A 20,790-nucleotide genomic window follows, 5' to 3' on the forward strand; every position below is an offset into this window, starting at 1 on the left:
CGCCGCCAACGAGGCCGCCCGGCAACGCGCCGCGGAACTCGCCGCCGGGCAGCGCGCGCACACCACCATCGAAGAGGATTCCGAGTCGGACGGCGAGTCGACGACGCCGAAGTCCACACCCAAGTCGAAACCCTCGACCAGCGGCGAGGACCTCACCGGCAGCGAGGCCATCGAAACCGTCATCGACCGGGGGCTGTCGCAGATCGGCGTCGAGTACGCGTGGGGCGGCGGCGACGAGAACGGGCCCACGAAGGGCATCCGCGACGGCGGTGTGGCCGACAGCTACGGCGACTTCAACAAGATCGGCTTCGACTGCTCCGGCCTGATGATCTATGCGTTCGCCGGGATCGGTATCTCCCTGCCGCACTACACCGGGTACCAGTACACCGCCGGAGAGCAGGTTCCGTCGGAGGAGATGCAGCGCGGCGACATGATCTTCTGGGGCCCGAACGCCAGCCAGCACGTCGCCCTGTACCTCGGCGACGACCAGATGCTCGAGGCGCCGGAGTCGGGAGACGTCGTCAAGATCTCCCCGGTGCGGTGGGACGGCATGACCCCCTACGCTGTGCGTATGGTGTCGTGATCCATGATGTCGATGAAGTAGTCCGCAGTGCGGATCGTGCTTGGTTGCGGCGGGGGTTGCTTGCACCTGGAATAGTTGAGCAAGTACGTGAACGGGCGGAACGATCTAGGTGAAAGCGGTGGATTCTTGGTGACCTCACGTGATGATGCGGTATCGGAGGGTGCAGCCCGGAAGGAGTCGCCCGCGCAGGCCGCTCCCGACGGTGTGAAGAACGGGGGTGCGGCCAACGGATCGGGTCCCCAGAACACCACCGCGCCGAAGGCACTCTCACCGAACGCGGGCACGCAGAGCGCGACGACGAACACGGTCGCGCCCAGTCTCGCCGCCGACGTCCAGACGCTGGAACGCGCGATCTACGAGGTCAAGCGCGTGATCGTCGGTCAGGACCGGCTCGTGGAGCGGATCCTCGTCGGTTTGCTCGCGAAGGGCCACGTGCTGCTCGAGGGTGTGCCGGGTGTCGCGAAGACCCTGGCCGTCGAGACGTTCGCGAAGGTGGTCGGCGGCTCCTTCTCGCGGGTCCAGTTCACCCCCGACCTGGTGCCGACCGACCTGATCGGTACGCGCATCTACCGGCAGGGCCGGGAGGAGTTCGACACCGAACTCGGCCCCGTCGTCGCGAACTTCGTGCTCGCCGACGAGATCAACCGGGCGCCGGCGAAGGTGCAGTCGGCCCTGCTCGAGGTGATGGCCGAGCGGCACGTCTCGATCGGCGGCAAGCGGTACCACATGCCCGACCCGTTCCTCGTGATGGCGACGCAGAACCCGATCGAGAACGAGGGTGTGTACCCGCTGCCCGAGGCGCAGCGCGACCGCTTCCTGTTCAAGATCCTCGTCGACTACCCGACGGTGGAGGAGGAGCGGGAGATCGTCTACCGGATGGGTGTCGCCGCGCCGGAACCCCACCAGGTACTCGACCCCGAGGAACTCGTCCGCCTGCAGAAGGTCGCGAGCGGTGTGTTCGTGCACCACGCGCTGGTCGACTACGTGGTCCGGGTCATCGCGGCCACCCGAACGCCCGCCGAGTTCGGGCTGCCCGAGGTCGACGGCTGGATCGCATACGGCGCGTCGCCGCGCGCGACGCTCGGCATCATCTCCTCGGCACGGGCGCTGGCGTTGCTGCGCGGACGTGACTACGTGGTGCCACAGGACGTCCTCGAGGTGATTCCCGACGTGCTGCGGCACCGTCTCGTGTTGTCGTACGACGCGCTGGCCGACGAGGTGACCCCGGACGACGTCATCTCCCGTGTGCTGCAGACCGTGGGTCTGCCGCAGATCGCCGCCCAGCCGACGACGGTCCCGGCGGCTCCCGCCGGTCACAACGGACCTCCCGCCCCGTCCACATCGGTGCCCGGACCGACGGCGATGAGCCAGCCACGGTGAGTGCGCGTACCGCCGGCGCACAGAGCGCCGGCCCGCCGCCGTCGTTTCGCTCCGGCGAACTCCGTGATCCCAAACTGTCCGCGGCGCTGCGGACGCTGGAACTGACCGTCCGTCGGCGCCTCGACGGGGTGCTGCACGGCGACCATCTGGGCCTGATCCCGGGACCGGGTTCCGAGCCAGGGGATGCGCGCGAGTACCAGCCGGGCGACGACGTGCGTCAGATGGACTGGTCGGTGACCGCCCGGACGACGCACCCGCACGTGCGGCAGTCGGTGGCGGACCGGGAACTCGAGACGTGGCTGGTCGTCGATCTGTCGTCGAGCCTCGACTTCGGCACCGCCGGCTGCGAGAAACGGGACCTGGTGGTGGCGGCGGCCGCCGCCGTCACGCATCTGACCAGCGGCGGCGGGAACCGGATCGGGGCGATCGTGTCGACCGGCGCCCAGACCACCCGGATCCCGGCCCGCGGTGGCCGGATCCACGCCCAGGCGATGCTGCGTCAGATCGCGACCACCCCGCACGCCCCGGACGGGGTGCGGGGCGACCTGCAGGGGGCGGTGGAGTCGCTGCGCCGGCCCCAGCGTCGCCGCGGGCTGGCCGTCGTCGTCAGTGACTTCCTCGGCCCGATCGACTGGGAGCGGTCGCTGCGGGCGATCTCCGGTCGTCACGACGTACTCGGTGTCGAGGTGCTCGACCCGCGAGATCTGGAATTACCCGACATAGGGGATGTAGTGCTGCACGATCCGGAGTCCGGACGGACCCGCGAGTTCACGACCACACCGCAACTGCGCGCCGACTTCGCGCGGGCCGCGGACGAGCACCGGCTGCAGGTGGAGCAGTCGTTGCGGCGCTGCGGGGCACCGCTGCTCAGCCTGCGGACCGACCGGGACTGGATCTCGGACGTGGTGCGTTTCGTGTCCGCCCGCAAACACAGTTACGGGACCGCGACGAACCAGAGGTCCCGCCGGTGAGTCTTTCCCAGTTCACCTCACCGTGGTGGTTGCTCTTCCTCCTGGTCGTCGTGGCATTGGTCGCGGGATACGTGTGGGTGCAGCGTCAGCGGCACAAGCACACCCTCCGGTTCACCAACTTCGCCCTGCTCGAGAAGGTCGCGCCGTCGCGGCCGGGGCGGGCCCGGCACATCCCGGCGCTGCTGATGGTGCTGGCGCTGGTGTTCTTCAGCGTGGCGCTGGCCGGCCCGACGGAGGACAAGCGGGTTCCGCGGAACCGGGCCACCGTGATCCTCGTCATCGACGTGTCGCTGTCGATGAAGGCGACCGACGTGGAGCCGACCCGGCTCGCGGCCGCGCAGGACGCGGCGAAGTCGTTCGCCGACGGGCTCACGCCCGGCATCAATCTCGGTCTCGTCGCGTTCGCCGGGACGGCGTCGGTGCTGGTCTCGCCGACCACCAACCGGGAGGCCACGAAGGTTGCGATCGACAACCTGCAGCTCAGCGAGCGGACCGCGACCGGTGAGGCCATCTTCACGTCGTTGCAGTCGATCGACACCCTGGCGGCGGTGCTCGGCGGTAGCGATCAGGCGCCGCCCGCCCGCATCGTGCTGCTGTCGGACGGCAAGCAGACGGTGCCCGAGAACCCCGACGACCCGCGGGGCGGCTTCACCGCGGCCCGGCAGGCGAAGGACAAGGACGTTCCCATCTCGACCATCTCGTTCGGTACGAGCTACGGCAAGGTCGAGATCGAGGACGAACGCATCCCGGTGCCCGTCGACGACCCCTCGCTGCGGGAGATCGCGAATCTCTCCGGGGGCAGCTTCTTCACGGCCTCGAGCCTGGAGGAGCTCCGCGACGTCTACGACACCCTCGAGGAACAGATCGGCTTCGAGACCACCCGCGGCGATGCCAGCCGCCCCTGGCTCGTGCTGGGTGTCCTGTCCGCCACCGTCGGGCTGATCCTCGCGCTTGTCCTGCGTCAACGGCTGCCGTGATCTTCATTCCACCGCGGCGCCGCACTGCAACTCCTGCACACCTGAACAGATAGGTTTATCCCCATGTCTAACCCACACACCACTGATGCGTCGGCGCGGACGGTGTCCACTCCTCGCTCGGTGCTCGTCACCGGCGGTAACCGCGGGATCGGCCTCGCTGTCGCGCAGCGCCTCGCGGCGGACGGCCACAAGGTCGCGGTCACGCACCGCGGCTCGGGTGCGCCCGACGGCCTGTTCGGCGTCCAGTGCGACGTCACCGACACCGAGTCGGTCGACCGCGCGTTCAAGGAGGTGGAGGCGCACCAGGGTCCCGTCGAGGTCCTCGTCGCCAACGCCGGCATCACCGACGACACGCTGATCATGCGCATGACCGAGGAACAGTTCACCTCCGTCGTCGACGCCAACCTCACCGGCGCGTTCCGGGTCGCGAAGCGGGCCACCCGGTCGATGCTGCGGTCCCGTTTCGGTCGGTTCGTGTTCCTCGGGTCCGTCGTCGGACTCGCCGGCGGTCCCGGCCAGGTGAACTACGCGGCGTCGAAGGCTGGTGTCGTCGGCATCGCGCGCTCGCTGACCCGCGAACTCGGTTCCCGTTCGATCACCGCCAACGTGGTGGCACCGGGATTCATCGACACCGACATGACCGCGGTCCTCGACGACAAGTACAAGGACATGATCACCGGTGCGGTTCCGCTGCAGCGGCAGGGCAAGCCCGAGGAGGTCGCCGCCGTGGTGAGCTTCCTGGCCTCCGACGACTCCGCCTACGTTTCCGGCGCGGTGATTCCCGTCGACGGCGGCCTCGGCATGGGCCACTAGAACTCCCACTCACTTCCCGGACTTTTTCTTCACAGGAGGACACCTCATGGGCGGATTGCTCGAAGGTAAGACCATTCTCGTCACCGGCATCATCACGGACGCGTCCATCGCGTTCCACGTCGCCAAGGTCGCCCAGGAACAGGGCGCCAAGGTGATCATCACCGGCTTCGACCGTCTCCGGCTGATCGATCGCATCGCGCAGCGCCTCCCGCAGCCGGTGCCGTCGGCGCTCGAACTCGACGTGCAGAACCCGGAGCACCTCGCGAGCCTCGCCGACCGCATCCGGGAGATCGCGCCCGAGGGTGTCGACGGCGTCGTGCATTCCATTGCGTTCGCGCCGCGGTCCTGCCTGGGCAGCCCGTTCTTCGACGCCCCGTGGTCCGATGTCGGGGTGGCCTTCGAGGTGTCCGCGTACTCGTACGCGTCCCTGGCGAAGGCGCTGCTGCCGGTGCTGAATGACAACGCGTCGATCGTCGGCATGGACTTCGACCCCGCGCGCGCGGTGCCGTTCTACAACTGGATGGGCGTCGCGAAGGCGACCCTCGAGTCGGTGAACCGGTACGTGGCCAAGGAGGTCGGTGAGCGCGGAATCCGCTCCAACCTGGTGGCGGCGGGTCCGATCAAGACCCTCGCCGCCAAGGCGATCGCCGGTACCGCCACCGACGACGCGAAGCAGATGAACGAACTCAACACGGCGTGGGACGAGCGTGCGCCCATCGGCTGGAACGTCGACGATCCGGAGCCGGTCGCGAAGACCGTGTGCACCGTGCTGTCCGACTGGCTGCCCGGGACGACCGCGTCGATCATCTACGTCGACGGCGGCGCCCACGCGATGGCCGGCTAGGGCACTACCCGGGGAGTGCGCCCCGAACGGCACCACGGAAGATGGGAATCATGATCGCTGTGAATTCGACGGACGGTTCCGATTCCCGGTTCGACGCCCTTCTCGTGTTGTCGTTCGGGGGTCCGGAGAAGCCCGAGGACGTGCGCCCGTTCCTGGAGAACGTCACCCGGGGAAGGGGAGTGCCGCCCGAGCGGCTGGACGCGGTCGCCGAGCACTACCTCCACTTCGGCGGTGTGTCACCGATCAACGCCCTCAACCGCGAGATCATCGCCCGGGTCGAGTCCCAATTGGCAAGCGCCGGAATAGATCTGCCCGTCTACTTCGGTAACCGGAACTGGCATCCGATGGTCGAGGACACCGTCGCGCGGATGGCCGGGGACGGGGTGCGCTCGGCCCTCGTGTTCCCCACGTCGGCGTGGGGCGGGTACTCGGGTTGCCGGCAGTACCACGAGGACATCGCGCGGGCGCGGGCCGCCGTCGGGGACGACGCACCCCACCTGGTGAAGCTGCGGCAGTACTACGACCACCCGCTGCTGATCGCGGCGTTCGCCGACGCCGTCCGTCAGGCCGCCGCGCAGCTCCCGGCCGAGCGACGGGACGGCGCGCGCCTGGTGTTCACCGCGCATTCGGTGCCGGTCGCCGCGGACGTCAACGCGGGACCGCCCGCGGACGGTGGTCGCCTCTACAGTCGGCAGGTGGCCGAGGCGGCCCGGCTCACCGCCCGCTCCGCCGGGTTCGACGACTTCGACCTGGTGTGGCAGTCCCGGTCCGGGCCACCCCAGGTGCCGTGGCTCGAGCCGGACATCTGCGACCATCTCGACACACTCGCCGGCACCGGGGTGGGTGCCGTCATCGCGTGCCCGGTGGGATTCGTCTCCGACCACCTCGAGGTGGTGTGGGATCTCGACACCGAGGCGCGGGAGAAGGCGGCCGAACTCGGCATCGACTTCGTGCGCGCCGGGACCCCCGGCACCGATCGGCGTTTCGCCGAGCTGGTCGTCGCACTCGTCGGCGAGCACGTGGCGGGTGGGCAGGCCGAGCGTCTGGGTTCGGAGCCGCTGCTCGGGTCGACCCTCGACGGGCAGTCCTGCGCGGTCGACTGCTGCCGGGCCGTGGTCAGGCCGTCAGTCCGTCCCGCGCACTCGCGTTGACGGCGGCGGTGCGCGCCGAGCGCACCGCCGAACGCAGTGGCCGCAGCAGATCCTCCATCGTCGCCGCGCCCGACGCGGACACGGTGCGGGCGGGGGCCATCTGCTCGGCGACGGTGAGGATCGCGGCCACCTGATCCGCCGAGTCCAGGATCCGCAGCGCCCGCGGTGCGATCGTCGCCGGATACCGGTGAAGAGCGGACTGCGCCAACGCATCCGCGATCAACGCGCGCGGGTCGGCGCCGAACCCGGAGTCGAGCATGTGGAGGGCCTCGAGCGCCGCCGCGGCGTCCCGCACCGCCTGCCGCATCGTGAACTCGGCCTCGCCCAGCCCGGTGTGGTGGGCGTCGAGGGGAAGCCGCTCGATCGACGACACCGTCCACCGCAGCACGTCGGGACCCTCGACGTGCGGGACGAGCCCCGTGCCTGGCCGGCCCGGTGGTCCCACGAGGACACACTCGCCGGCGCCGATCGCCGCGCACGCGAACTCGGTTCCCACGGGCAGTCCCTGCACGTCCCCCGGCCCGGGCAGGACCAGCCGGATCTCGGTCTCCGGTTGCGACACCGACCGGCGGATGGTCTGGAGTAGCGCCGTCACCCCGGCGTCCTGCGGGTCGGGCCACGGCAGCCCGGTGCGCCCGGCCGTCGCCTGATCCTCCGCGCACGCGAGATGCATCGGCGCCCACGCGTGGAGGGCGTCGATGACGTCGTCGGGTGCACTGTGCCCGGCGAGCCAGGAACTGGCCCACACGGTGAGAGTGGCGCTGGGTGAAGTCACGATAAACGAGCATATGTCGGCGTGGCGGCGTGTGCGTAACGGCGCCGCTGGCATAGCGTCAGCGCCCGTGAGCGGAGGCGACAGATACGGCGACATCTTTTCCGGCCACCCCCGGGTCCGGAAGCCCGTGACCCCCACCGTCCCGGCCGAGCGGGACCTCGTGGTCGAGGATGCGGGCACCGGGTTCTGCGGTGCGGTGGTGGGGTTCGAGCGCACCTACGACGGCGACTTCGTGCGACTCGAGGACGGTGCGCGGCGCACCCGGTTGTTCGCGATGCGGGAGGCGGCGTTCCTCATCGACGGCAAGCCCGTCACGCTGGTGCGGCCGCCGGCCACGCCCGCCGCCCCGGCGACCACCCGATCGGCGTCCGGTTCCACCAAGGTGGAGGGGCTGCGCGCCCGGACCGCGCTGGCGAGCCGGATCTGGGTGGAGGGTGTGCACGACGCCGCCCTCGTCGAACGCGTGTGGGGGCACGACCTGCGGGTCGAAGGTGTCGTCGTCGAACACCTCGAGGGTCTCGACAACCTCGGGGAGCGGCTCGCCGAGTTCCGCCCCGGCGCCGGACGGCGCGTCGGTGTGCTCGTCGACCACCTCGTCACCGGGTCCAAGGAAACTCAGCTGACGCAGGGCCTCGGACCGAACGTACTCGTCACCGGGCATCCGTTCATCGACGTGTGGGAGGCGGTCCGCCCGTCGGCGGTGGGGATCGCGGCGTGGCCGAAGATTCCGCGCGGCGAGGACTGGAAGACCGGGGTGTGCCGTGAATTGGGGTGGGGGACACCCCGGGACGGGTGGCGTCGCGTCTATTCGGCGGTGAACACGTTCCGCGACCTCGAAGCGCCGCTGATCGGAGCGGTCGAACAGTTGGTCGACTTCGTCACCGTCGGTTCCGGAGATTCTGGTTAGATGGTGTTGTGGCTGCATTGATTTGGCTGGTGGCGGGGGTGCTGCTCGCCGCTGCGGAGGCGTTGACGGGGGATTTCTTCCTCCTCATGCTGGCCGGCGGCGCGCTGGCCACGGCCGGGATCACCGCGATCACCGACTTCCCGGTGTGGGTCGACGCGGTGTTCTTCGGGGTGCTGTCCCTGGCCCTCGTGCTCGGGGTGCGTCCGGTGTTGTTGCGCAAGTTCGAGACACCGCCGCGGACGCCGACGGGCATCGAGGCGCTGACCGGCAAGCAGGCCCTGGTGCTCGAGGAGGTCGCCGAGCATGCGGGGCAGATCAAACTCGGCGGCGACGTCTGGACGGCCCGCCCGCTCGACAGCACCGAGGTGTATCCACCGGGAACGACCGTGACGGTAATGCAAATTGACGGCGCGACCGCCGTCGTATGGAGGGGACCGTAAATGGCAGCACTCATCGTGTTGATCGTGCTCGTGTTGTTCGTTGCCCTGGTGGTGGCCAAATCGGTGGCCCTGGTGCCGCAGGCCGAGGCCGCGGTGATCGAGCGGCTCGGCCGGTACGCGCGGACCGTGTCGGGTCAGTTGACGTTCCTCATCCCCTTCGCGGACCGCATCCGCGCCAAGGTGGATCTGCGCGAACGGGTGGTGTCGTTCCCGCCGCAGCCGGTGATCACCCAGGACAACCTGACCCTGAACATCGACACCGTCGTGTACTTCCAGGTCACCAACCCGCAGGCCGCGGTGTACGAGATCAGCAACTACATCGTCGGCGTCGAGCAGCTGACCACCACCACGCTGCGCAACGTCGTCGGCGGCATGACGCTGGAGGAGACGCTGACGTCGCGTGACTCCATCAACGGGCAGCTGCGCGGCGTGCTGGACGAGGCCACCGGCCGGTGGGGTCTGCGCGTCGCCCGGGTCGAGCTCAAGAGCATCGATCCGCCGCCGTCGATCCAGGAGTCGATGGAGAAGCAGATGAAGGCGGACCGCGAGAAGCGGGCCACCATCCTCACCGCCGAGGGGCACCGGGAATCGGCCATCAAGACGGCGGAGGGCGACAAGCAGAGCCGCATCCTCGCCGCCGAGGGCGCCAAGCAGGCGTCGATCCTCACCGCGGAGGGCGAGCGGCAGTCCCGCATCCTGCGGGCACAGGGCGACCGGGCCGCCAAGTACCTGCAGGCACAGGGTCAGGCGAAGGCCATCGAAAAGGTGTTCGCCGCAATCAAATCCGGCAAGCCGACCCCCGAACTCCTCGCCTACCAGTATCTGCAGACGCTGCCGCAGATGGCGCAGGGCGACGCCAACAAGGTGTGGCTGGTGCCCAGCGACTTCGGTGACGCCCTCAAGGGCTTCGCGAAGACCCTCGGCGCGCAGGGCCAGGACGGCGTGTTCCGGTACGAGCCGTCCACGACGGACGAGGATCTACCGAAACCCGAAGACGACTCCGAAGAGGTCGCCGACTGGTTCGAGACCAAATCCGACCCGGCCATCGCGCAGGCCGTCCGGGCGGCGGAGGTCGAGGCCCGGCGGCCTGTCGACGGTCCGGGACCCCTGACGAAGCCCGGTGGCGCCGACGAGCACGCCCCGCTGTATCCGGGTGAGGCACCGGGGCAGCTTCCGCCGCCCGTCCCGCCCCAGGGCTGACCGGCAGACTCCGAGGTAGGGCAGCACACCGCGCCCATCGACCGTGATCAGCAGACGGCTGCGTCCCGGTGGTGAGGGCGGATACAATCGAGGTTCCCGCGACGGCACGGGGGGCTCTCGGATTGGAGCTGATCTCGGATGGCCGATCAGGCGAAGCTCCTCGACTATTTGAAGCGGGTGACCGCGGAGCTTTACCAGGCCCGGGAGAAGATCCGCGAGGTCGAGGGGGTGAGCCGCGAACCGATCGCCGTCATCGGGATCGGCTGCCGGTACCCCGGCGGGGTGCGGTCGCCGCAGGACCTGTGGCGGCTGGTCGAATCGGGGTCCGATACCGTCGCCGGGTTCCCCGACGACCGGGGCTGGGGCCTGGCGGAACTCTACGACCCGAAGGCCGAGCAGGCGGGTAAGACCTACACCGTCCAGGGCAGCTTCCTCGACGACCCGGCCGGGTTCGACCCGGAGGTCTTCGGTATCTCGCCGCGCGAGGCGCTGGCCATGGACCCGCAGCAGCGGCTGCTGCTCGAGACGAGCTGGGAAACCTTCGAGCATGCCGGCATCGACCCACGGTCGGTGCACGGCAGCCAGGTCGGGGTATTCACCGGGTTGTCCGGCATCGACTACGCGGCCCGCGCCGGCGGGACGCCGCCCGAGGACCTCGAGGGGTACTTCATCACCGGCAACGCGATGAGCGTCGCCTCCGGCCGCGTCGCGTACAGCTTCGGCCTCTGCGGGCCCGCGATCACGGTCGACACCGCGTGCTCGTCGTCGTTGGTGTCCATCCACCTCGCGATGCAGGCGCTGCGCAGCGGGGAGTGCGCGCTGGCGTTGGCGGGCGGGGCGACCGTCATGGCGACCCCGGCGGTGTTCGTCGAGTTCAGCCGGCAGCGCGGACTGGCCCGGGACGGGCGGTGCAAGGCGTTCTCCGCCGCCGCGGACGGTACGGCGTGGGGGGAAGGCGCCGGGATAATCGCGTTGGAACGGCTGTCCGACGCCGAACGCAACGGTCGCCGGATACTCGCCGTCATCCGGGGCAGTGCGGTGAACCAGGACGGCGCCAGCAACGGCCTGACCGCCCCGAACAAGCAGGCCCAGGAGCGGGTGATCCGGCAGGCCCTGGCGAGCGCCGGGCTCGGCCCGTCCGACGTCGACGTGGTCGAGGCGCACGGCACCGGCACCACACTGGGCGACCCGATCGAGGCGTCCGCCCTGCTGGCTGGGTACGGTCGCGACCGCCCGGCCGACCGGCCGCTGTGGCTCGGCTCGGTGAAGTCGAATCTGGGGCACACCCAGGCCGCCGCCGGCGTCGCCGGGGTGATCAAGATGATCATGGCGATGCGGAATGGCGTCCTCCCGAAGACACTGCACGTCGACCGCCCGACCCCGCACGTCGACTGGTCCGCCGGGTCGGTGTCCCTGCTCACCGAGAACCGGGACTGGCCGGAGATTGATCGGCCGCGCCGGGCGGCGGTCTCGTCGTTCGGCATCAGCGGCACCAACGCCCACGTCGTTTTGGAACAGGGCCCCGTCGCGCCGCCGGTGTCGACCGAATCGGACGCTCCCGCAGGCGAAGTCGTGGCCTGGTGCGTGTCCGGCCACACCGAGCGTGCGCTGCGCACCCAGGCCGAGCGGCTGCGCGACTACGCCGCCGACCACCCCGAACTGTCACCCGCCGCCGTGGCCGCGGCGCTGCTGGGTTCGCGGGCCGCCTTCGACCACCGCGCCGCCGTCATCGGTGCCGAGCCGCGGGGCCTGCTGGCCGGCCTCGACGCGCTGAGCCGGGGCGCGCCCAGTCCCGACGTGGTCACCGGCGTGGCATTGGAAGCCGGTGACCGGCCGGTGTTCGTCTTCCCCGGCCAGGGCGCGCAATGGGTGGGCATGGCCACCGAACTCCTGGAATCGTCGACGGTGTTCACCGACAGCGTGCTCGAGTGCGCCGACGCGCTGGCCCCGTACACGCAGTTCTCGCTGCTCGACGTGCTCCGCGACCGGGATCCGGCCTCGCTGGACCGGGTCGACGTGGTGCAACCGGCACTGTTCGCGGTGATGGTCGGTCTCGCGCAGCTGTGGCGCGCACACGGCGTCGAACCGGCGGCGGTGGTCGGGCATTCGCAGGGCGAGATCGCCGCCGCGTATGTCGCCGGCGCGCTGAGTCTTCCCGACGCGGCGCTCGTCGTCGCCGCCCGCAGCAAGGTGATCGCCGCGTCGGCCCGGCGCGGCGGCGGCATGGCGTCGGTGGCCCTGCCTGCGGACGCGGTGCGCGCGAAGATTCAGCCGTGGGCGGGCGCCGTCGAGGTGGCGGTGATGAACGGGCCGTCCGCGACGGTGGTGTCCGGACCCGTCGACGCCCTCGACACGTTGGTGGCGCAATTTCAGGGCGACGGCGTCCAGGCCCGGCGGATCGCCGTGGAATACGCCTCCCACTGCGCGGACGTGTCCGTTCTGCGGGAGCCGATTCTCGACGCCCTGTCCGCGATCACGCCGCGGCGGTCGCGGATTCCGTTCTACTCGGCGGTGACCGGGGGCGCGTTGGACGGCACCGCGCTCGACGCGGACTACTGGTACCGGAATCTGCGCCGACCCGTCCGGTTCGAGCAGGCGACGCGATCGCTCGCCGCGGACGGGTACCGAGTGTTCGTCGAGTCGTGCAGCCACCCGGTGCTGACCGTGCCGTTGCAGGAGACCCTGGACGCGGCGGGCGTCGCCGGTCACGCCATCGGCACGTTGCGGCGAGACCGGGCGGGTCTGCGTCAGTTCACCGCGGCGCTGGCCGAGGCGCAGGTGCACGGCGTGCACATCGACTGGGACCGGGTGCGGTGGGCGCGGCGCGACGACCGGCAGCAGTGGGTGGATCTGCCCACGTATGCGTTCCAGCACCGCCGCTACTGGCTGGACGGTCCGGCGGCGCAGGGTGATGTCGCGTCGGCGGGCATGGAGACCGGGGGACACCCGATGCTCGCCGCGTCGGTCGAACTCGGCGACGGGCGGGGCGCGGTGTTCACGGGTGTGCTGTCGCCGCAACACCTTCCGTGGCTGAGGGACCACGCGGTCGGCGGCACCGTCATCCTGCCCGGCACCGCGTTCGTGGAACTCGCGCTGCACGCCGGGAATCGTGTCGCGTGCGGCCGGCTCGAGGAACTGGCCATCGAGACGCCGATGGTGATTCCCGCCGAGGGTGAGCTCGCCGTGCAGGTGAGCGTGCTCGCCGACGGCGACAGCGGCCGATCCACGGTGTCGGTGCACTCCCGGCACGCCGACGCGCCGACCGAATCGCCGTGGACCCGGCACGCCACCGGCACCCTCACCGCGGCCGCCGACACCGCCGACGGTCCCGGACCGCAGTGGCCGCCCGCCGACGCCACCCCGATCGAGGTCAAGGGCCTGTACGGACTGCTGGACGAGGCCGGCTACGGGTACGGCCCGACGTTCCGGGGTCTGCGGGCGGCGTGGCGCCGCGGCGACGAACTGTACGGGGAGGTGCGCCTGGGCGGCGAGGACCCGGCTGCGGCGGTCACCGGGTACGGGATCCATCCGGCGGTCCTCGACGCGGCGCTGCACGTGATCGCGCTCGGAACCGCCGATACCGGCGCCCGCGACATCCGGTTGCCGTTCGCCTGGGGGAACGTGCAACTGCATGCCGTGGGCGCCACCGCGCTGCGGGTGCACATCACGACGACCGGGCCCGAGCGCTACCGGGTCGCCGCGTACGACGGGGCCGGCAATCCGGTGCTGACCGCGGAATCGTTGGCGCTGCGGTCACTCGGCGACACGGGGCCACTCGCGGGGACGCGCGCGGTCGGCGACGACCTCTACCGGGTGGAGTGGATGCCCATCGGGTCGTCCACCACGGCGACCGCGGACCTGATGCCGCTCGAGGAGGCGCTCGCCGGCGGCGACCCCACCGGTCGCGTCCTGTGGTGGTCCGGCGAACCGGGCGACGATCCGGAGGTGCCGGGCCGGGCGCACGCTGCCGCGGAGGCGGCGTTGCGGGCGGTCCGATCCTGGCTCGGGGACGAACGCCTGGCCGACACCCGGCTGCTGGTGACGACGCGGCTCGCCATGGCGATCCGCGACAACGAACCCGTCGACGACGTGTCCGCGGCACCCGTGTGGGGTTTCATCGGTGCGGTGCAGAACGAGCATCCGGACCGCATCACCCTGGTCGATCTGGACGGGGAGGCCGGTGACCTCGGGAGTCCGGCATTGCTGGCCGCGGCGTTGGCGTGCAACGAACCCCAGTTGGCGGTCCGGGAGGGCGCACTGCTCGCGCCGATGCTCGCCCGGGTGCCGGTGGCCGACGCCGCCCCCGACGGTTCGGCGCCATTCGGACCGGAGGGCACCGTCCTGATCACCGGAGGCACCGGGACCATCGGCCGACTGATCGGCCGCCACCTGGTGGCCCGGTACGGGGTGCGCCGGCTGGTGTTGACCGGCCGGCACGTGGCCGACGCGGACAGCGTGGCCGAGTTGCGCGCCGAGCTCACCGAGGCGGGGGCCGAGGTCGACGTGGTCGCCTGCGACGTGGCCGATGGCGACGCGGTGGCCGCGTTGCTCGCCGGCATCCCGGACCTGTCCGGGGTGATCCACGCCGCCGGGGTGCTCGAGGACGCCACCGCCGCCACCCTGACCGAGGACCAACTGCACACGGTGCTGCGCCCCAAGGTGGACGGCGCCTGGAATCTGCACGTACTGACCCGTGACCGCGACCTGTCGGCGTTCGTGCTGTTCTCGTCCGCGGCGGGTGTGCTCGGCGGCGCCGGCCAGTCGAACTACGCGGCGGCGAACGTGTTCCTCGACGCGCTCGCGCAGCATCGACGCGTCCGCGGGCTGCCGGCGATCTCGATGGCGTGGGGGTTGTGGGACCGGCCCAGCGGGATGACGTCGCACCTGGATGCCGCCGACCTCGACCGGTTGCGTCGCACCGGCATCGACACCATCAGCCCCGACGAAGGACTGGCCCTGTTCGACGCCGCGGTGGCCGCGGACCGTCCGTTGATCGTGCCGGTCCGGCTGTCGATGCCCTCGTCCCGATCGGATGGGGAGTCGTTGTCGCCGATCCTGCGCCGGGTCCTCGGTATCCGGCGCCGCCGCGCCGCGGCCGCCGACGCACCGACCGGGCTGGCCGACGAACTGCGGGCACTGGATCCCGGGGAACGGCACAACCGGGTACTGGACATCGTCACCACCCATGTCGCCGCGGTGCTCGGCCACGACGGGAAGGAGGCGATCGACCCCGAGCGCGCCTTCAAACAGCTCGGGTTCGATTCGCTGACCGCCGTGCAACTGCGCAATCAGCTGGCCACCGCCACCGGCGTCAGACTGGCCGCGACGGTGATCTTCGACTATCCGACCGCGGACGCGCTCACCCAGGAGCTGGTGGCCCGCCTGCTCGGGACCAGCGCGGCCCCGCAGGTCCCCGAGGCGGCCGGCGCCCGACGGGACGACGAGCCGATCGCGATCGTCGGGATGGCCTGCCGGTACCCGGGCCGGGTGTACGGCCCGGACGACCTGTGGCGTCTCGTCCGCGACGGCCGCAATGCGGTGGGGGCGTACCCGGACAACCGGGGCTGGAACCTCGACGAGGTGTACGACCCGGACCCGGACCGCAGCGGCACCACGTACATGAGCCAGGGCGGATTCCTCTACGACGCCGACGAATTCGACGCCGCGTTCTTCGGCATCAGCCCGCGCGAGGCGATCGCGATGGACCCGCAGCACCGGCTGCTTCTCGAGAGCGCGTGGGAAGCCCTGGAGCAGGCGGGGATCCGGCCGGACGCGCCGAATCTCACCGACACCGGCACGTACGTGGGTTTGATGGGCGGCGACTACGGCTTCCACCTGATGGGGCAGCGGAACGTGGACGCCGAGGGCTACCTGATGACCGGGACCAGTAACAGCGTGGCCTCGGGCCGGATCGCGTACTCACTCGGGTTCACCGGTCCCGCCGTCACCGTCGACACGGCCTGCTCGTCGTCGTTGGTGGCCATGCATCTCGCGGCGCGGGCACTGCGCGACGGGGAGTGCGCGCTCGCGCTGGCCGGCGGGGCCACGGTGATGGCGACCCCCGGTGTGCTCATCGAGTTCAGCCGCCAGCGCGGGCTCGCCGCCGACGGCCGCTGCAAGCCGTTCTCCGACCGCGCCGACGGCACCGGGCTCAGTGAGGGCGCGGGAATGGTGGTGCTGGAGCGGCTCGGCGACGCCCGCCGCAACGGTCACCGGGTGCTGGCGATCATCCGCGGGTCGGCGATCAACCAGGACGGGGCCTCCAACGGGATCACCGCCCCGAACGGGCCGTCCCAGGAGCGGGTGATTCGCCAGGCCCTGGCCAACGCCGCCCTCGGCCCCGCCGACATCGACGTGGTGGAGGCGCACGGCACCGGCACGACGCTCGGCGACCCGATCGAGGCGCAGGCGCTGCTCGCGGCCTACGGTCAGGAGCGGGAGGGCCGGCCGCTGTGGCTGGGTTCGGTCAAGTCGAACATCGGTCATTCGCAGGCGGCGGCGGGGGTCGCCGGGGTGATCAAGATGGTGATGGCGATGCGGCACGGGGTGCTGCCGCCGAGCCTGCACGGCGACGCCCCGACCCGGCACGTCGACTGGACCGCCGGCGAGGTGTCCCTGCTCGCCGAACCGATGGCGTGGCCGGACACCGGACGGCCCCGCCGCGCCGGGGTGTCGTCGTTCGGCATCAGCGGCACGAACGCGCACATGATCCTCGAGCAGCCACCCGAAGTCGAGACGCCGGCGGTCGCCCCGCAGTCGGCGACGCCACTGGTGTGGGTGCTCTCCGGGAAGACCGGTGATGCGCTCCGGGCGCAGGCCGCACGCCTGGCCGGGTTCCTCGACGAGAACGAGACGGACCCACCGGATCCGGCCGACCTCGCGTACTCCCTGGCCACCACCCGATCCGGGTTCCCGCACCGCGCCGCGGTGGTCGGGGACACCGTGGCCGACCTCCGCGACGGCCTGGCCCGCATCGCCGAGGGGCGAGCGGGCGGCAACGTCGTCGCCGGGACCAGCGTCCGCGGTAAGACGGCCTTCATGTTCACCGGCCAGGGTGCGCAGCGGATCGGGATGGGCCGCCGCCTCTACGAGGCCTACCCGGTGTTCGCCCGCGCCTTGGACGAGGTGTGCTCCGCCCTCGACGAGCACGTGGAAACCCCGGTGCGGCACGTGATCTGGGACGACGGCGACGGTGGCAGCGCGAAGCTCGACAGCACCGAATACACCCAGCCGGCGCTGTTCGCCGTCGAGGTCGCGCTCTGCCGGCTGCTGCGAGACTGGGGCATCGCCCCCGACTACCTGATCGGTCATTCGATCGGGGAGATCACCGCCGCCCACGTCGCGGGGGTGTTCAGCCTGCCCGACGCCGCCGCCCTGGTCGGTGACCGCGGACGGCTGATGCAGTCGACGAAACCGGGACGGATGATCGCCGTACGGGCGGGCGCCGCGGACGTGCTGGCCCGGATCGACGGCCGCGTCGATCTCGCGGCGGTGAACGGCGCCGAGTCGGTGGTCCTCGCGGGCAGCGAACGCGACGTGCTGGCCGTCGCGTCGGAACTGTCCGCCGCCGGCCTGGAGACCACCACCCTGCGGGTCAAGCGCGCGTTCCATTCCGCCCTGATGGAACCCATCCTCGACCAGTTCGGCACCGTCGTGTCGAGGCTGACGGCGCAGCCGCCACGGATACCGGTGGTCTCCAACGTGACCGGCCGCGTCGCCGCCGCCGAGGACCTCGTGTCCCCGGACTATTGGACCCGGCACATCCGGCAACCGGTGCGCTTCCACGACGGTGTCCGCGCCCTCGACGAACTCGGGGTCACCCGCTGTGTCGAGGTCGGTCCCGGCGCGGCACTGGCCGCGCTCGCCGCCGAGATCGTGCCGAACACGATCGCCACGATGCCCGGACGCGGAGACGAGGTGCACGGCCTCGTCGAGGCGGTCGCCGCCGCCTACGTGCAGGGCATTCCGATCGACTGGGACCGCGTGCTGCCCGGCCGCCGCCGCATCGACCTGCCCACCTACGCGTTCCAGCGCCGCTCCTACTGGCCGACGACGGCGACCCGGCACACCGGCGATCCGACCGAGCTGGGGCTGAGCCCGGCCGATCATCCGCTGCTCGGTGCGGCGGTGACACTCGACGACGACGCGGTGATGTTCACCGGACAGCTGTCGCTGCACCGGGATCCGTGGCTGGTGCGACCGGCGGCCCCGGACGACGAACCGCCGTCGACCGGCACCCCCCAGACGGTGTCGCCGGCGGTGCTGGTCGAACTCACCCTGCACGCAGCCCAGCACGTCGGCCTCGACCACATCGACGCACTCACCCTGCATCAGCCGCTGAACCTCCCGTCGTCCGGCCACGCACAGATCCGGGTGCTCGTGTCGCCTGCCGATCCCGGCGGCGGCCGCACCGTCACCCTCACGTCGAACCCGGGGGAGCCGGATGGCGCGGACATCTGGGTTCGGAATGCGTCGGCGACGATCGACGACGTCGTCGGCCCCGCCGCCGGGCTGCCGCAACCAGTCTCGGTCGACGCCGAGGCCGAGGTGCGCCTCGACGACGGCACCGACACGAGCGGGTTCGGCATCCATCCGGCACTGCTGCAGGCGGCGCTCGACCCGATCCTCGGGTGGGACGGCTGGCCGGCCACGTGGTCGGGAATCCGCCTGCACACCGTCGGTGCCGACGCGGCGGTGGTCCGGTTCACCGCCGGCGACGACGGCCGGTATCGCATCGTGGCCGTCGACCCCGCCGGTGCACCGGTGCTGACCGTCGACGCGTTGCGGGTCGAGTCGAGGCCGTCCGGCGGCGACGGCCGTCCGGCGGCTCCGCCACTGCACCGGCCGGTCTGGATCCGGATCGAGGCGGCCTCGACCGAGCCGGCCCTCGGACCGGTGGTCGTCCTCGGCGCCGAGGCGCCCGGCGACAGGGGTCTCGGATCCGCCTTCCCGCGGTACCCCGACCTGACGGCGCTGCGCACGGCGGTCGAGTCCGAACCGGACGAGGACGATCGGCGACCGTGGACGGTGCTCCTCGACTGCTCCGCCGCGGGCGAGCCGGGGCCGGCCGCGACCCACCAACTGTGCGCCCGGGTTCTGCGACTGCTGCAGGAGTGGCTGGACGACGACACCGTCGCCGACAGCCCGCTGGTGATCGTGACCCGCAACGCGATGGTCACCGGTGACGACCAGGACGACGGCGCCCGGGCCGACCTCGCGGCCGCCGCCGTGTGGGGTCTCGTCGGCTCCGCGCAGAACGAGAACCCGGACCGGTTCGTGCTGATCGATCTCGACGACGCGTCCGACGCCGAGGCCGTCGTCGCGTCGGCGGTGGCGAGCGGGGAACCTCAGGTGGCCGCCCGGAACGGGACCCTGCTGGCGCCGCGGCTGCGGCGGATGCGCGCCGACGGCGAATCGGTGCCGTTCGATCCGCACGGCACCGTCCTCGTCACCGGCGGCACCGGCACCGTGGGATCGCTGGTGGCCCGCCGCCTGGTCACCGACCACGGGGCACGGCACGTGCTGCTGACCAGCCGGCGCGGACCGGACGCCGAGGGTGCCGACCCACTGCGCCGCGAACTGAGCGATCTGGGTGCGGAGGTGAACGTCGTCGCCTGCGACACCGCCGACGAGTCGGCCGTCGCCGCGCTCCTGACCGCGATACCGGCGGAGCACCCGCTGACGGCGGTGATCCACGCGGCCGGCGTGATCGACGACGCCACCCTCGCCTCGCTCACCCCCGAACGGCTCGACACCGTGCTGCGACCGAAGGTCGACGCGGCCTGGCACCTGCACCGGCTGACCGCGGACAGCGACCTGCGAGCCTTCGTCCTGTTCTCCTCGCTCGCCGGCCTCCTGGGGGCGCCCGGGCAGGCGAACTACGCAGCCGCGAACATGTTCCTCGACGCCCTCGCCCGTCACCGTCACGCCCTCGGAAAGCCCGCGCTGTCGATCGCGTGGGGCATGTGGGCACCGCCGAGCGCCATGACCGACAACCTCGGGGCCCTCGACCTCGCCCGGGCGCGGCGCAGCGGAATGGTGCCGATGTCCGCCGACGACGGCCTGGCCCTCTTCGACAGCGCGCTGACCGCCGGCTCCCCGACCGTGGTGGCCGCACGGTTCGACCACACCGGTCTCGCCGGACCATACGTTCCGGCGCCGCTGCGTGGCCTGATCCGGGAAACCCGCCCGCGCGCCGCGGGATCGGACTCGGCCGCGACCGGGTCGACCGGGTCCGGGCCGTCGGAGTGGGCGCACCGCCTCGCCGACCGGTCGATTCCCGAGCAGCGGCACCTGATGCTCGATCTGGTGCGGGCCGGCGCCGCCGCGGTACTCGGCTACGACGCGTCGGACGCGGTCGACCCCGACCAGGCGTTCAAGGAACTCGGTTTCGACTCGCTGGCGGCGGTTGCCCTGCGCAACCAGCTCGGCGCCGCCACCGGGCTGCGGTTGCCGCCGACCATGGTGTTCGACCACCCGAGTCCGCGTGCCGTCGCCGAGTTCCTCCGGGCGGAACTCGTCCCGGATCCGGTGTCGGTGGCGTTCGCCGATGTCGACCGGCTGCGGGCGATCGTCGCCGAACTCGGCGACGACAGCGAGGCGCGGTCGGCGATCGCGCAGCGACTGGAGAGCCTGCTGGCCGAGGTCGGTGCGGGCGACGGCGCCGCGCGCGGCGACGCGGTCGACAAGATTCACGCCGCCACGAGCGAGGAGATCCTGGACCTGATCGACCGCGGTCTGTGACCGCGG

At 71.4% G+C, this 20,790-nt stretch carries 12 protein-coding genes; 11 read left to right on the forward strand and 1 reads right to left on the reverse strand.

From position 1 onward, the window contains the following. The 7 genes from RJ1_RS38280 to RJ1_RS38310 all read left to right on the forward strand — a co-directional run. Positions 1 to 583 (forward strand): NlpC/P60 family protein (locus RJ1_RS38280; protein WP_143169588.1); only part of this gene is annotated, 583 nt, incomplete at its 5' end. Positions 584 to 787: 204 nt separating this feature from the next. Beyond that, positions 788 to 1,963, forward strand: a complete 1,176-nt coding sequence (locus RJ1_RS38285; protein WP_073368680.1) for an AAA family ATPase — start codon at positions 788 to 790, stop codon at positions 1,961 to 1,963. Further along, complete coding sequence (locus RJ1_RS38290; RefSeq protein ID WP_073368651.1) at positions 1,960 to 2,934, forward strand: DUF58 domain-containing protein; 975 nt, start codon at positions 1,960 to 1,962, stop codon at positions 2,932 to 2,934. The genes RJ1_RS38285 and RJ1_RS38290 overlap by 4 nt, the downstream gene beginning before the upstream one ends. Then, entirely contained in the window at positions 2,931 to 3,911 is a 981-nt protein-coding gene (locus RJ1_RS38295; protein ID WP_073368653.1) for a VWA domain-containing protein, read from the forward strand. Before RJ1_RS38290 ends, RJ1_RS38295 begins: the two co-directional genes overlap by 4 nt. 63 nt (positions 3,912 to 3,974) lie before the next feature. After that, on the forward strand, positions 3,975 to 4,724 hold the full coding sequence (gene fabG1, locus RJ1_RS38300; protein ID WP_073368655.1) for a 3-oxoacyl-ACP reductase FabG1: 750 nt from the start codon (positions 3,975 to 3,977) through the stop codon (positions 4,722 to 4,724). Positions 4,725 to 4,770: 46 nt separating this feature from the next. Then, entirely contained in the window at positions 4,771 to 5,568 is a 798-nt protein-coding gene (gene inhA, locus RJ1_RS38305; RefSeq protein WP_073368656.1) for an NADH-dependent enoyl-ACP reductase InhA, read from the forward strand. Between the two features lie 41 nt (positions 5,569 to 5,609). Continuing rightward, positions 5,610 to 6,719, forward strand: coding sequence for a ferrochelatase (locus RJ1_RS38310; protein WP_073368658.1), 1,110 nt, complete (start codon positions 5,610 to 5,612; stop codon positions 6,717 to 6,719). Here RJ1_RS38310 and RJ1_RS38315 read toward each other — a convergent pair. After that, positions 6,685 to 7,494 carry an Rv1486c family protein gene (locus RJ1_RS38315; RefSeq protein WP_073368660.1) on the reverse strand — a complete coding sequence of 270 codons (810 nt, stop codon included), beginning with the start codon at positions 7,492 to 7,494 and terminating at the stop codon, positions 6,685 to 6,687. The genes RJ1_RS38310 and RJ1_RS38315 overlap by 35 nt on opposite strands. Positions 7,495 to 7,561: 67 nt before the next feature. Between RJ1_RS38315 and RJ1_RS38320 the strand changes: the two genes are divergently transcribed. The 4 genes from RJ1_RS38320 (at position 7,562) to RJ1_RS38335 (ending at position 20,784) form a co-directional block, all read left to right on the forward strand. Continuing rightward, the gene (locus RJ1_RS38320; protein ID WP_073368682.1) at positions 7,562 to 8,401 is read left to right on the forward strand and encodes a DUF3097 domain-containing protein; all 840 of its coding nucleotides are present in this window, start codon (positions 7,562 to 7,564) and stop codon (positions 8,399 to 8,401) included. An 8-nt stretch (positions 8,402 to 8,409) separates the two neighbouring features. Next, a complete protein-coding gene (locus RJ1_RS38325; protein ID WP_073368662.1) occupies positions 8,410 to 8,841 on the forward strand; it encodes an NfeD family protein in 432 nt (143 codons plus the stop codon). After that, entirely contained in the window at positions 8,842 to 10,041 is a 1,200-nt protein-coding gene (locus tag RJ1_RS38330; protein ID WP_073368664.1) for an SPFH domain-containing protein, read from the forward strand. 138 nt (positions 10,042 to 10,179) lie between these two features. Beyond that, positions 10,180 to 20,784 carry a type I polyketide synthase gene (locus RJ1_RS38335; RefSeq protein WP_073368666.1) on the forward strand — a complete coding sequence of 3,535 codons (10,605 nt, stop codon included), beginning with the start codon at positions 10,180 to 10,182 and terminating at the stop codon, positions 20,782 to 20,784. Positions 20,785 to 20,790 lie beyond the last annotated feature (6 nt).

The sequence above is a fragment of the Rhodococcus jostii NBRC 16295 genome (genome assembly GCF_001894825.1).
Classification (GTDB): domain Bacteria; phylum Actinomycetota; class Actinomycetes; order Mycobacteriales; family Mycobacteriaceae; genus Rhodococcus_F; species Rhodococcus_F jostii.